The organism is Streptomyces sp. NPDC093544, from assembly GCF_040683495.1.
Classification (GTDB): domain Bacteria; phylum Actinomycetota; class Actinomycetes; order Streptomycetales; family Streptomycetaceae; genus Streptomyces.
This window is the reverse complement of sequence record NZ_JBFBEA010000054.1, coordinates 1-12,694: the sequence shown is the minus strand read 5'-3', so window position 1 is coordinate 12,694 and position 12,694 is coordinate 1. Positions and strand designations below refer to the sequence as shown.

At 70.0% G+C, this 12,694-nt stretch carries 9 protein-coding genes, 1 tRNA gene, 1 other RNA gene and 2 pseudogenes; 10 read left to right on the top strand and 3 right to left on the bottom strand.

Annotated features, from left to right (window positions below; genetic code table 11):
* Positions 1–802: 802 nt before the first annotated feature.
* Positions 803–1,369, top strand: coding sequence for a Uma2 family endonuclease (locus tag AB0N66_RS41400; RefSeq protein ID WP_365445789.1), 567 nt, complete (start codon positions 803–805; stop codon positions 1,367–1,369).
* A gap of 50 nt (positions 1,370–1,419) precedes the next feature.
* Positions 1,420–1,557: a hypothetical protein gene (locus AB0N66_RS41395; protein WP_365445786.1), complete on the top strand. Its 138-nt coding sequence runs from the start codon at positions 1,420–1,422 to the stop codon at positions 1,555–1,557.
* Positions 1,558–1,637: 80 nt separating this feature from the next.
* Here AB0N66_RS41395 and AB0N66_RS41390 read toward each other — a convergent pair.
* Positions 1,638–2,329, bottom strand: a pseudogene (locus AB0N66_RS41390) (IS21 family transposase); the annotation flags it as partial.
* A 248-nt stretch (positions 2,330–2,577) separates the two neighbouring features.
* Positions 2,578–3,228, bottom strand: a complete 651-nt coding sequence (locus AB0N66_RS41385; RefSeq protein WP_365445783.1) for a helix-turn-helix domain-containing protein — start codon at positions 3,226–3,228, stop codon at positions 2,578–2,580.
* 69 nt (positions 3,229–3,297) lie between these two features.
* On the opposite strand from AB0N66_RS41385, the gene AB0N66_RS41380 reads away from it, so the two are divergent.
* The 4 genes and pseudogenes from AB0N66_RS41380 to AB0N66_RS41365 all read left to right on the top strand — a co-directional run bounded on the left by AB0N66_RS41380 (position 3,298) and on the right by AB0N66_RS41365 (position 5,444).
* On the top strand, positions 3,298–3,660 hold the full coding sequence (locus AB0N66_RS41380; RefSeq protein WP_365445780.1) for a hypothetical protein: 363 nt from the start codon (positions 3,298–3,300) through the stop codon (positions 3,658–3,660).
* A gap of 168 nt (positions 3,661–3,828) precedes the next feature.
* Entirely contained in the window at positions 3,829–4,563 is a 735-nt protein-coding gene (locus AB0N66_RS41375; protein WP_365445777.1) for a hypothetical protein, read from the top strand.
* A 385-nt stretch (positions 4,564–4,948) separates the two neighbouring features.
* Positions 4,949–5,179: pseudogene (locus tag AB0N66_RS41370) on the top strand (IS5/IS1182 family transposase); the annotation flags it as partial.
* A gap of 136 nt (positions 5,180–5,315) precedes the next feature.
* Complete coding sequence (locus AB0N66_RS41365) at positions 5,316–5,444, top strand: hypothetical protein (RefSeq protein ID WP_365445774.1); 129 nt, start codon at positions 5,316–5,318, stop codon at positions 5,442–5,444.
* 374 nt (positions 5,445–5,818) lie between these two features.
* On the opposite strand, the gene AB0N66_RS41360 is transcribed toward AB0N66_RS41365, so the two are convergent.
* Positions 5,819–5,906 (bottom strand) — tRNA-Ser (locus AB0N66_RS41360).
* 71 nt (positions 5,907–5,977) lie between these two features.
* On the opposite strand from AB0N66_RS41360, the gene ffs reads away from it, so the two are divergent.
* The 4 genes from ffs (at position 5,978) to AB0N66_RS41340 (ending at position 12,265) form a co-directional block, all read left to right on the top strand.
* An RNA gene (gene ffs / locus AB0N66_RS41355) (signal recognition particle sRNA small type) lies at positions 5,978–6,076 on the top strand.
* A gap of 96 nt (positions 6,077–6,172) precedes the next feature.
* On the top strand, positions 6,173–8,473 hold the full coding sequence (locus AB0N66_RS41350; RefSeq protein WP_365445771.1) for a DNA polymerase III subunit gamma and tau: 2,301 nt from the start codon (positions 6,173–6,175) through the stop codon (positions 8,471–8,473).
* A gap of 219 nt (positions 8,474–8,692) precedes the next feature.
* On the top strand, positions 8,693–9,946 hold the full coding sequence (purD, locus tag AB0N66_RS41345) for a phosphoribosylamine--glycine ligase (protein WP_365445768.1): 1,254 nt from the start codon (positions 8,693–8,695) through the stop codon (positions 9,944–9,946).
* 354 nt (positions 9,947–10,300) lie between these two features.
* The gene (locus AB0N66_RS41340) at positions 10,301–12,265 is read left to right on the top strand and encodes a hypothetical protein (RefSeq protein ID WP_365445819.1); all 1,965 of its coding nucleotides are present in this window, start codon (positions 10,301–10,303) and stop codon (positions 12,263–12,265) included.
* The last annotated feature ends 429 nt before the right edge of the window (positions 12,266–12,694 follow it).

The window sequence follows — 12,694 nt, the reverse complement described above, 5'->3', positions numbered from 1 at the left end:
CGCCAGGAAGATCCAGAAGAAGACCCGACGGCGCTTCCTTGGGGAAGGTACGGGCTGTCCCTGATAAGGCGGCTGGCCCGGCGGAGAAGCCTGACGAGATCCGGGCCATTGGTCCGGTTGGGATGCCTGTTGAGGTCCGGTCCATCGGTCCGGTTGGGACGGCGCCGGACTGGGTGGCCGCGCGCCCCACGTCTGTGGTGGCTGGGCTCGTGGGTGCCGAGCATGTCGAATCTTGCTCATGGCCCCTGTCCTTCCCTGAGGCGTTGTCTCCCATCGTGCGCTTGTGAACGCGCCGGTGCCCGCTGGCGCTCTGCGTGACGGATCAGTCGCGATCCCAAGGCCAGGGCCCGTCAGCCACGCGAGCTCGCCAAGGACACCCTCCGGGCGACGACGACCGCCCACTCCCTCTCCCTCTCCTCCGCCCGGACGTCGTCGTCGACTCGACCATGGGTTGGGATCCCAGGCGGAGGCGGAGGCGGCACGGATGCGCGCTCGGTACGTGCCCATCACGGACGGGAGCCCGGGGGAGCGGCACGGATGCGCGCTCGGTGCATGCACATTACGGGGCCGATGCTCCGGAAGGTGGCGCAGCAGGTTGGCGACATGCTCTGGGAACCGCCGCCGGCAACTGACTGAGACGGAAGGCCAACTGAGACGGACAACGTCGAAACTGCAACCAGCGGACAGCGGACAGGGCGATTTCCGTCACCGAGCACGCTGGAAGCGCACACATGGGAAGACAGGTGGCTCGTTGCGTGCGGCCCGTACGATGGCCGTACCTCGTGATGGGCGTGGAGGCGCGATGAACACGATGTATCCGGAGTACGCGCAGTGGTTGAGCCAGGTGCGGCGTTCGATGAAGTTGCCCAAGGCGGTCAAGCTGCTGTTCGACCAGGGACGTCTGTACATGTCGCCGGTGACGGAGGCGCACAGTGAGGCGGACGATTCGATCCGCTCCCAGCTGGCGGAGCAACTGGGCGGGGAGTCCGGTCTGCACGTCACGCGTGACAAGGGAGTACTGCCAGAGCTGGACGGGTACACGCCCGAGCCCGATGTGCTGGTGGTGGACGCGGGCGCGCTCGGCCCGGGAGATGCGTTCGTCGATCAGAAGCATGTGCATTTCGTCGCGGAGAGCGTGTCCCGTTCGACGGTCGGGCAGGACTACGGGCGCAAGCTCAACCAGTACGCGGCGCGCGGGATTTCGACGTATCTGATCGTGGACGTTCTGACTGGGGAGTGCGTGCTCTACCAAGTGCCGAAGGGCGACGAATACACCTCGGCCGTGCCTTACCGCTTCGGTGAGGAGATCGGGTTCAGCCTGGCCGGGGTCGAGGTCACGGTGCGCACTGACTTCAAGAAGATCCGCTGAGGCTGCTCCCCCGGCCTTGGCGGCACGGCTGGCCCTGCCCGTGGTTCCGTATGCCTACTGGGACCGGCTACATCGCGGCGCACACCCATAAGTACGGCACGGGCAGGCCCTCCATCGAGCCGGCCGACGGGCGCACCTTCACCCCTGACCTGGATGAGCTTCCTCGGCCTGAACCCGAGTACCACTGACTGTGCCAGGCCGTGTCCGGTGCCCACGAGGGCGTGTGTCAGCCGACGGGGTACCCCTGGGCGAGGGCGGACTTGCGGTTGGCTGCGGCCCGGTTCAGCAGGGCCTGCAACGGTCCGGCCTCCTCGCCCAAGGTTTGGTTGTGACGGCTGGACGGGAACTTCTCCGGTGGTCGTCCGGCGGCCCTTGCCCGTGGGCAGGCCGTCCCAGTGTGTTTCCCCGACCACGCGGACCTCGTGGCCGACGGCCCTCGGGTGCATCGCCAGCAGCGTTTCGCCGCCGGAGTCGGGGACCGTTGAATGCACCATGACCTGCGATTTTGTAGCCGGATCTCGACCAGCTGACGAGGGCGGACCTTGCGGGCGGGCACCGAGTAGAGGTTGCCGCCGAACGCGATCAGGCAGTCCTTGCCGACCGGCCGCAGATGCCGACCGGCCGCAGATGCCGTTCGGCCATCAGATAAGGGGCCGGCGGCAGCGTCTTCAGGGCCGCGTGGTCCCGGGCGGCCCGATTCCCGATCACCTCACGGTGGGTCTTGTGGATCTGAGCCCGTCGCCGGGGCACCCAGGCGGTGAACGCGGCGTCCATCTCCCCAACGGAGGAGATGGCCCGACCGGACAGCACGTGGTCGCGGACGATCAGCACCTGGTGTTCGACCCGCCCCTTCCCGGCCGGCCGGTAAGCGGCCAGGACGTCGATGTCGAAGTCGTAGTGCCCGGCAAATCCGACTGCCTCGGGGTGCAGCGGCACCGCTTCACCAGGGGCGACGTGTCGACTCGAACATCGCGCCCAACTGTAAGCGTGTACACAGAGCTTGACGCGTGAACCCGAGCGCGAACGGATTTCTCGATTTCTCGTCACGTCGGTCATGACTGAACCTCTACGCGCGGCGAGATCGCCTTTCGAGTTCTCAGGCCGTGCGGGCGGGCGCCGGGTGCCCGGGGCAGCGGAGCGGGGGACCGGAGGATGGCTCCGCGCCCGTGTGCTCCTGGCCTGCGCTCCCGTCGGCCGGCCGGGGTGGTTCAGTCGGCCGGGTGGTGGTTCAGCAGGCCTGCGATCATGGTCGCGGCGTGCCAGCGCTCGAACGCCTCGTGGCTCCAGCCGCGCTCCTGCGTCAGGCGCCGGTAGTTCGTCGGCTGGATCTGAAGCCAGAGGATGTCGGCCGCGACCTTGGGCGAGACGTCGCGCCGCAGCGATCCCGTGGCGGCCACCGCCTGCGCGATGGCACGGGCGCACTCCAGCAGCTCCCGCTGGCTCGATTCCTGTAGCTGTGCCAGTTCGGGGTCGGTCGTCGCGGCTTGTTCGAGCGCGAGCTGCAAGGGCCCGAGCCGACGCGATATGGCGGCGGTGAAGGCGGCGAACTCCTTGAGTAGCCGGTGCGCGTCAGGGGTCGCCAAGAGCCGCTCGAAGCCTTCGTCGTTGGCGGTGAGACGGCCGCCCGTGGCCGCGTGCATCCGGGCGAGGGCGAACAGTTGAGCCTTGCCGCCGACTCCGAAGACGGTGGCCCGTGAGACCCCGGCGCTGGCGGCGATCAGTTCGATCGTGGCCCCCGCGTAGGCCTTCTCCGCGAACACCTCGGCGGCGGCGGCAATCACGGTTTCGCGTGTGCGGTGCGCGGCTTCCTCCCGTGCCGCCGAGCGGTACGCGCGCTGGGTCCCCTTGACGCCTGTCATGATTTCACTACACTCGCAGTCTATTCAATCAACTTGCGGTCCATTCAATTCTACGGACAGAGGAAGGCTTTGTCGACAGTGGAGTTCCTCAAGGAGTGGCGCGTGCTCGGCTTCGGCAAGCACCCGGAGATCGGCGCGGTCGTCCAGGCGCGCCTGCGGGAGGCCGGCCTGGCGGCCGACATCATGGTCCTTCCCGACGACGAGAGCGGTGACGCCGAACTGGCCGCGAGGCTGGGCAAGGCCGAGTACGACGGCGTCGTGATCGGCAGCTTCATCAGCGGCCAGGACCCGAATCTTCCGCCGACGGAGCAGACGACCTACTGGTTCAACCGGGTCCTCAACGTCATCCACGCGCACGCGTCGGCCACCCGGATCATCCTGGTCCGCAACCCGGACGACGCACTGGCCGCGATAGCGCGCGTGCTCGGCTGAACGGAGTGTCGTCGCAACCGTGCCTGCGCGGCGATGCCAACAACTCGCCTCCGCGACGCCGCAGTCGTTCGGCGGAGGGATGCACCGGCCCGGTGGTTGCTTCCGAATCGGGGGCGGCTCGGACTCATCGTCACCGGGGCGAAAGTCGATACCGAAAGAGGAACCACCATGCGTACCAGGGCAGCTCGTTGCGGCCTTTCGACCGCCGTTCTCGTCGTCGCCGGGCTGGCACTGACCGCCTGCGGTCCTGACGACACGTCCTCCGCAGCCAACTCCACCACCACTGCGTCCACCAGCGCATCGACCGGCGGGTCGACGAGCGGGTCCTCCAGCTCCAGCTCCTCTGCCGGCTCCGATCCCACCTCGGGGTCGAACGCCGCCACGTCCGCGCCCTCCAGCTCCGGCTCCTCTGCCGGCTCCGATTCCACTTCGGGGTCGAACGCCGCCACGTCCGCGCCCTCCAGTGGCCAGGACGTGGACTCGGTTATTCCCAAGGGCACGCCCAACAAGCCCGGTGTGCGGTGCACCGACCAGATCAGCTACGGAAAGGACAGCAGGAACAACGCTGACATCAACTCCATCGGCTCGGCCACCGGCTACTGCCCGCCGGTCACGATGACCGGGACGCTGACCTACAGCGGTGGCCAACTGAAGGTCGAGGCCCACTACGCCACAGCCTCGTCCTTCGACGTCACCGACGAGACGAACATCTACGGCGAGTCCCTCATCTGCTCCAACCACGGCGACGCCGGCATGCCCGACAAGGACGGCTACGGCACCATCCCGTGCACCGAAAACCAGTTGGTGGCCGCCGCAAAGAAGGGCAACGTGACGGTCCGGGTCATCCTGGACCCCGCGTCCTCCTCCACCGCCGTGCTGGTCCAGGAGAAGTTCCAATCGTAGAGGGCCGCAGGGGAGCCGCAGGCACCCCGCCCGCACACGCTGCGCGCCCAGCACCGCACGGCGAAGGGCCCCGCCGGACAGGCGGGTTCTAGCGATCCCCGCAACACCCTGGATTTGAGGGAGTTGCGGGGATCGTGGGTTTTGAGGACTTGAAGGCGAGGTTCTTCGAGGCGCTGGACCGGGAGAGCGGCAGTATCTCGGGTGCTGCTCGGGCGGTGGGGGTGAACCGTGCGACGGCGTTCAGGTGGGCGCGGAAGGCGGGTGTGCGTGGTCGTGGGAAGACGGGCACGAGCGGGCGTGCGGGGCGGGCTGCACGAGAAGATCCTGCACCGCCTGAACGACGCCGGACTGCTCGACCTGTCCCGCGCGGTCCTCGACTCCGCCCATGTCAGGGCTAAAAAGGGGGGCGAACTCACAGGTCCGAGCCCCCGTGGACCGGGGCAAGCCGGGTTCCAGGATGCACGTTCTGTCGGACGCAAACGGACTGCCCCTCCTCGTCGGCGTCTCCGCGGCGAATACCCACGACAGCCTCGCGCTGAAGCCGAGGGTCGAGGGTCGAGGGTCACCAAACGAGACACGACCCTCACCGCGGCCGGTATTCAAGCCCCAGCGTCTCCACGCCGACAAGGAATACGACGTACTTCACCTGCGGAAATGGCTATTGGGCAAGCACATCGGTGTCCGCATCGCCCGCAAGGGCGTCGAGTCGAGCGAACAGTTAGGGCGCCCGACGTTGGGTCATCGAGCGGACGATGTCCTGGCCCACCGGCTACCGCAGACTCAACCACCGCTACGAACGCCATCCCCGCAACTACCTGGCCTCCCTCGGCCTCGCAGCCGCCCTCTGCTGCTACAAACGAATCAGCCGCCGCACCACATAGGACACCGTCTTGCTGTAGTGACGCCCGGCATAGGACACCGTCTTGCTGTAGTGACGCCCGGCCTCTTCGCGATCTCGATCAACCGACGGGCGGCTTCACCCTCCCCGTCTGCCGGCCCACGCTCCGGCGACCCGACGCGGATCACTCCCGTCGAGCGGGCAGCAGCCTCCGCAGCGCTCGGCTGCCCACCATGGGTGCTCGGGCTGTGCACCGGCTGCAGCCAGATGATGCGGCGGTACGGGCAGAACGCGGCCATGTACTGCAACGTGTGCCAGGCAGTCCTCAACGGGCGGTAGCCGGGAACTGCAACCCTCAACGTCGAAGGGCCCCACCGCGAACGGTGAGGCCCTTCGACATCGTGCCCGGTGAGGCACTGGCGGAGGATACGAGATTCGAACTCGTGAGGGGTTGCCCCCAACACGCTTTCCAAGCGTGCGCCCTAGGCCACTAGGCGAATCCTCCGCGGCAAACAATACAAGACGTTGAGGAGTGCTCGCGAACTCGTTCCCCCCGCTCAGATCCTGTAGCCTGTGCGGAGCCCCTCACGTGGCGCTATCTGACTGAACTCCCCCAGGGCCGGAAGGCAGCAAGGGTAGGTTGGCTCTGGCGGGTGCGTGGGGGGCGCTTGCGTTTGCGTCCGGTACTTGTACGCGACTTGTACGGGTGCGGGCAGGGGCCGGGTCTCCGGGCGGTCCCTGTTGTCAGTGGGCGCCTATAACCTCGTATGCGTGTCGTCTCTCGCGCTGTACCGCCGTTATCGCCCGGAGTCGTTCGCCGAGGTCATCGGGCAGGAGCATGTAACCGACCCGTTGCAGCAGGCGCTGCGGAACAACCGGGTCAATCACGCGTACCTGTTCAGCGGCCCGCGCGGGTGCGGGAAGACCACCAGTGCGCGGATCCTGGCCCGGTGCCTGAACTGCGAGCAGGGGCCGACGCCGACGCCCTGCGGGGAGTGCCAGTCCTGCCAGGACCTGGCCAGGAACGGGCCCGGTTCCATCGACGTCATCGAGATCGACGCCGCGTCGCACGGTGGTGTCGACGACGCCCGTGACCTGCGCGAGAAGGCTTTCTTCGGGCCCGCGGGCAGTCGGTACAAGATCTACATCATCGACGAGGCCCACATGGTCACGCCGGCCGGCTTCAATGCCCTGCTGAAGGTCGTCGAGGAGCCGCCGGAGCATCTGAAGTTCATCTTCGCCACCACCGAGCCCGAGAAGGTCATCGGGACGATTCGGTCGCGGACTCACCACTACCCGTTCCGGCTCGTGCCGCCGGGGACCCTTCGGACATACCTGGGCGAGGTCTGCGGGCAGGAGGGCGCTCCTGTCGAGGACGGGGTGCTGCCGCTGGTCGTACGGGCCGGTGCCGGGTCCGTGCGTGACTCCATGTCCGTCATGGACCAGCTGCTCGCGGGTGCGGGCGACGCCGGTGTGACGTACGCCATGGCGACCTCGCTGCTCGGGTACACGGACGGCTCGCTGCTCGATTCGGTTGTCGAGGCGTTCGCCGCGGGGGACGGCGCCGCGGCCTTCGAGGTCGTGGACCAGGTCATCGAGGGCGGTAATGATCCGAGGCGGTTCGTCGCCGATCTGCTGGAGCGGCTGCGGGATCTCGTGATCCTCGCGGCCGTGCCCGACGCCGCCGAGAAGGGGCTCATCGACGCACCTGTCGATGTGGTGGAGCGGATGCAGGCCCAGGCGGGTGTTTTCGGCGCCGCCGAACTGAGCCGCGCCGCCGATCTCGTCAATGAGGGACTGACGGAGATGCGTGGCGCCACCTCGCCGCGACTCCAGATCGAACTCATCTGCGCGCGCGTGCTGCTCCCCGCCGCGTACGGGGACGAGCGGTCCGTCATGGCCCGGCTGGACCGTATCGAGCGCGGTGTGAACTTCTCCGGTGGCGGGGGCGGCCCTGCCATCGGGTACGTCCCTGGGGCTGATGCGCATGGGCCTGGGCTTGGTCATGGGCATGCGCCTGGGCTTGCGCAGGGCGGGGCTCCGGCCTCGACGGGCCACGACGTTCCCGCGGGCCAGGCGGTTCCTCCGGGGGGTGGAGTCGCGGCGGCTCGGGCTGCGGCGCGCGCGGCGGGGCCCGAGCCGGTCACCGAGCCAGCTGCTGCCCCAGTCGCTCCTCCTGCCACTTCTCCTCCGGCTGCGCCTCCTATCGCTGAGCAGCCGCAGGCCCCGGCCGCTCCCGCCCCTGCGCCGACGACCCCCGCTCCCTCGGGTGCCGCGCCCGGCTCCTGGCCCACCCCGACGGTCGCGGGCAGTGGACGGCGTCCCGGTGGGTGGCCGACGGCGGCGCCCACGGGCGGGGGACAGCCACCGGCCGCGCCCACGGCCCCGGCGCAGTCGCCGTCGGCTGCGGCATCCGCCCCGGCTCCCGCCGCCGCCTCCCCGGCCTTCCCGGCTCCCGCCGGTGGCGGCCCCGACCCCCGCATGCTCTGGCCGAACATCCTGGAGGCGGTGAAGAACCGCCGCCGGTTCACCTGGATCCTGCTCAGTCAGAACGCGCAGGTGACGGGATTCGACGGTACGACTCTGCAGATCGGCTTCGTCAACGCGGGCGCCCGGGACAACTTCACGAGCAGCGGCAGCGAAGAGGTGCTGCGGCAGGCCTTGGCCGAGCAGTTCAACGTCCAGTGGAAGATCGACGCCATCGTCGACACCTCGGGTGGCGCAGGCGGCCCGGGTGGCTCAGGGGGCTCGGCACCGCCCGCTCCGGCGGCTCCCGGGTTCGGCGGTGGTTACGGCGGGGCGCCAGCAGCCCCCCGCCCCGCGCCCCAGCAGCCGTCGGCCCCGGCCTCCCGCCCCGCCGCGTCGCCGGGCCCGTCCGCGAGCCATGCTCCGGGCGCACCCACCTCGGCATCCACCCCGGTTCCCGCCGCCCCCGAACCACCCCCGGTCGCCCCCGAGGACGACACCCCCGAGGACGACGACCCCGACCTCGTCGAGTCCGCCCTCTCGGGTTACGACCTGATCGTCCGCGAACTGGGGGCCACGGTGGTGGAGGAGTTCTCGAACGAGTAACGGGTAGCGGGTAAGCGGGTAAGTGGATAACCGCCTACGGGCTACGGGACGAGCAACGAGGCTCCGTACCCCGCATACATCCGGCCTCGTACATCTGGCTTCGTGCATCCGGCCTCGTACGTCCAGCTGCCCGCTTTGGAGGATCCCCCCATCCCCTCACACCCCCTCCTTCGGCGGCCCCCACAAAGGTGCCCGTCCCCGGCGGATAGGCTGACCCCCGTGAAGGTCCTTGTCATCGGTAGCGGCGCCCGCGAACACGCCCTGTGCCGTTCCCTGTCCCTCGACCCCGACGTCACCGCCCTGTACTGCGCCCCCGGGAACGCAGGCATCGCGGAGGTGGCCGAGCTGCACGCGGTCGACGCCCTCGACGGCGCCGCCGTGGCCGCGCTGGCCACGGAGCTCGGCGCCGAGCTGGTGATCGTGGGCCCGGAGGCCCCGCTTGTCGCGGGGGTCGCCGATGCCGTGCGCACGGTGGGCATCCCCTGCTTCGGCCCCTCCAAGGAGGCCGCGGAGCTGGAGGGTTCCAAGGCCTTCGCCAAGGATGTGATGGCGGGGGCGGGCGTTCCGACGGCGCGCTCGTACGTCTGTACGACGCCGGATGAGGTCGAGGAGGCGCTCGACGCCTTCGGTGCCCCGTACGTCGTGAAGGACGACGGGCTCGCGGCCGGCAAGGGTGTCGTCGTGACCGACGACCTCGCGAAGGCCCGTGACCACGCCAACGCCTGCGATCGCGTCGTCATCGAGGAGTTCCTCGACGGCCCCGAGGTCTCCCTCTTCGCGATCACGGACGGCGAGACAGTGGTCCCGCTGCAGCCCGCCCAGGACTTCAAGCGCGCGCTGGACGGCGACGAGGGTCCGAACACCGGCGGCATGGGCGCGTACTCGCCGCTGCCCTGGGCCGACCCGAAGCTGGTCGAGGAGGTCATGCAGAGCGTCCTCCAGCCGACCGTCGACGAGCTGCGCCGCCGCGGCATTCCGTTTTCCGGCCTTCTTTACGCGGGCCTGGCGATCACCGGCCGAGGCGTACGGGTCATCGAGTTCAATGCCCGCTTCGGCGACCCCGAGACCCAGGTGGTCCTCGCCCGCCTGAAGACGCCCCTCGCCGGGGTGCTCCTGGCCGCGGCGAACGGCACGCTCGCCGACCTGCCGCCCCTGCGCTGGAGCGACGCCGCGGCCGTCACCGTGGTCATCGCCTCGCACAACTATCCGGACACCCCGCGCACCGGCGACCCGATCACCGGGCTCGACGAGGTGGCGGCCCGGGACGCCCCCCACGCGTACGTCCTGCACGCCGGGACGAAGCACGACGGCGACACGGTCGTCAGCGCGGGCGGCCGTGTGCTCTCCGTCACGGCGACCGGCACCGATCTCACCGAGGCCCGCGAACGCGCGTACGCGGCGGTCGCCCGCATCGGTCTCGACGGTTCGCAGCATCGTACGGACATCGCGGCGAAGGCGGCGGCAGAGGCGTAGCACCTGGTCAACGCGGTAGCCGGCCAGTAGCAGCCACTGGCTTGTCGGCACCTCGCCACCATCCCCCTGGGCCCCGGATTCCCTGCGGAATTCGGGGCCTGATCTTTGCCCACCGTCATCCACCTTTCCCCAAAGCCATTCCATCGAGTGACCGATGCCCCATCCGGCTGACGGGGGCCGGGGCCCCAACTAGGGTGCGGCGAAAGCATTCCGGCACTTGGCCCACCGGCATTGCGATGTCAGTGGCGGGTGCCACAGTGGGGGAGTGAGCAACGCCAGGACATCCGCCGGCGCGGGCTGCGTGACAGCCCGGGTGGGGCGGACCGTAGGGGGTGAGGACCGGTCGTGACAGGTATGGGTGTGGAGGTGGGCGCGCAGTCCGCGCGCTCCCGGGCTCTCGCCGTGCTGCGCATCCGCAGCAGGGCGCTGGCCGTCGCCCTGTTGCCCGCGGCCGTCGCCGTCATCCTGCTGGCCGGTGGCTCCACCGGCCACATCATTGGCGCAGGCTGGGACACCGCCCGCTGGATCGTGACCGTCCTCGCCGTTCTCGTCCTCCTCGCCGCTACTGGCATCGCGCTCGTCGTCGCCCGTGCCCGGCCCGCGGTGAGTCCCACGGTCGCCATCGCCGAGGAATCGGCGCCCGACCTCTACCGCATGGTCCGCGACCTGGCGGACCGACTCGACGTCCCGGCCCCCTCGGCGATAGCGCTCACCCCGGACTGCGACAGCTGGCTGGAGGACCGCACCCACCTGTCGCACGGCCGACGGGCGCCCGAGGACAGCAACGAAGCAGCAGGAGCGCAAGGCTCGCGCGGTATACGCAGACTGTCGAAGCGTCCCCGCCGATCCACCTCCACCTCCACCTCCACCTCCACCTCCACTTCCACTTCCACCGCCCCCGTCCTCGTCATCGGCTCCCCCTTCCTGTGGTGGATGCGCGTTGGGGAACTGCGTGCGGTCCTCGCCCCGGTCGTCGCCGGTACGGGCCCGTCGGCACACCCCGACATAGCCGCGGCCCGTCGTTTCGTACGAGGTCTGGACGCAGCCGTGGCCGTGACCTCGGCGCCCACCCGCGGCCCGTTGTCCCGCATGGTCCTGGGCGGCGTCGGCTGGGTGACCCGCCTGCTTCTGCGCAGCTGCCGAGGCCACGCGGCCGAGATGGAGCGAGGCGTGGCGGCCGCGGCGGCCGAGCGTGCACAGGCTGTGGATTACGGCCTGCGGATCGTCGCGCAGGAACAGGTGGGACTGGCGTACGCGGGCTGGGACCGGCTCCTGACTCGCGTCGCGCTGCCCGCCTGGCGGATGGGCCGCTGGCCGTCCCGGCTGGACGTCGGCGTCGTCGCGGCCCTCACCGAGCTGTCCCGCCGTGACCGTCTTGCCGAGGGGTTCACTTCACGGCTCGGCGAGCGCCCCGCCTGTGACCTGCTCGAAGAGCCCGGCACGGTGGACGAGGCGGCCTCACTGCTCGCCGCCCGCCTCTTCCACGGCGGTCCCGCCGAGTCCGGGCCCGACTGGGCGCCCGTGGACTGGCTGGACTACCCGGACGAGGTCGTCGACCGCAAATGGCGCGCCGACGCCGCGCGCCTTCACCGGGTCCTGGACGCGCTGGGCGTCCGGCACGCCCCGGACCCGGCGACGCCGGGCTCGGGCGGTCCCACGCTGGCGCGGGTGATGGACCACCTCATGGCGTCGCCGAACGATGCCAGGGGTGTATCGGACGACGACACGGACGTAGCGGGTTCGGGCGGGGACCGGGATCCGGACCGGGATCCGGACTTGGCAACGGACCCGGACTTGGCAACTGATCCGGATGCCTCCGGGGTCCTGGCCAGCAGTCGCGGAGGCGCGTACGAGGAAATGGGCATAGGCCTGGACGAGGACGACGCGGAGCTCGCCCTCGGGAACGAGCGGACGGCCGCGCTTGCGGCGGGGCTCAGTGCGGAGCTGGCGCGCGAGGAGGCGGCGGCGCCGGCCCCGGCGTCCGGGTCTCCCGCCGGGGCTGCGGAGCAGCAGGGGCCCGACCTGGCCTTCTGGGACGACGGACTCCTTCCCCTCTTCCCGCTTCAGCCGCCGCGGACGGGGCGTGAGCTGTTGGCCGACCATGTGACGGCCATGGTGTGCTGTGCCGCGATGGACACGGCTGGGGCTGCGCCGGGGCTTGACTGGCTCGACGGGCCGTCCCTCCTTGTCGACGGCGAACGTGCCGCCGATCTTGGGCCCCGCGTCCTCACCCTCGTCGAGACGGGTGACCCCACCCCCCTCCGCGACTGGCTCCGCCACATCGGCGTCCGCCCCGAGAAACCGGTCCGCCTGATCTGAACGAGACGGTCGCCATCCCGGGGTGCGGGTGAGGAGTTTTCTTCGCCCCCTCCGCCCCTACCCGTCCCGTACCTGGGGGTTGCGCCCCCAGACCCCCGCTTTCGGCCTGAACGGCCTCGTCCTCAAACGCCGGACGGGCTGAAACTGGCTGGCCGGGGATCCGGTGGGTGGGGATCGGGACGGCACCTCCCCGTCCTCAAGCGCGGCGGACAGGCTGAGGACTGCCTGGCCGGGCTGAAGATGCTTCCCGGAGCCGAGGAGTGGAGCACCGCCGGGTGGGTGGGAGCGCGGGTACCGGAAAGCGTTGCCGCGGCGGCCCGCAGCCGAAAGACCACGGAAGGGGGCGTGCCGGTACGTCCACATGCCCGTCGCGTACGTTCGCGTCACCGGACCCGTCACTTCCTGCCCGACGTCTGATCCGGCGGCGAC

Coding starts and splice junctions, on each gene's coding strand:
- AB0N66_RS41400 (WP_365445789.1), top strand. CDS start 803: ATGAACACGATGTATCCGGAGTACGCGCAGTGGTTGAGCCAGGTGCGG.
- AB0N66_RS41365 (WP_365445774.1), top strand. CDS start 5,316: ATGTCCTGGCCCACCGGCTACCGCAGACTCAACCACCGCTACGAACGC.
- AB0N66_RS41395 (WP_365445786.1), top strand. CDS start 1,420: ATGCCTACTGGGACCGGCTACATCGCGGCGCACACCCATAAGTACGGC.
- AB0N66_RS41340 (WP_365445819.1), top strand. CDS start 10,301: ATGGGTGTGGAGGTGGGCGCGCAGTCCGCGCGCTCCCGGGCTCTCGCC.
- AB0N66_RS41375 (WP_365445777.1), top strand. CDS start 3,829: ATGCGTACCAGGGCAGCTCGTTGCGGCCTTTCGACCGCCGTTCTCGTC.
- AB0N66_RS41385 (WP_365445783.1), bottom strand. CDS start 3,228: ATGACAGGCGTCAAGGGGACCCAGCGCGCGTACCGCTCGGCGGCACGG.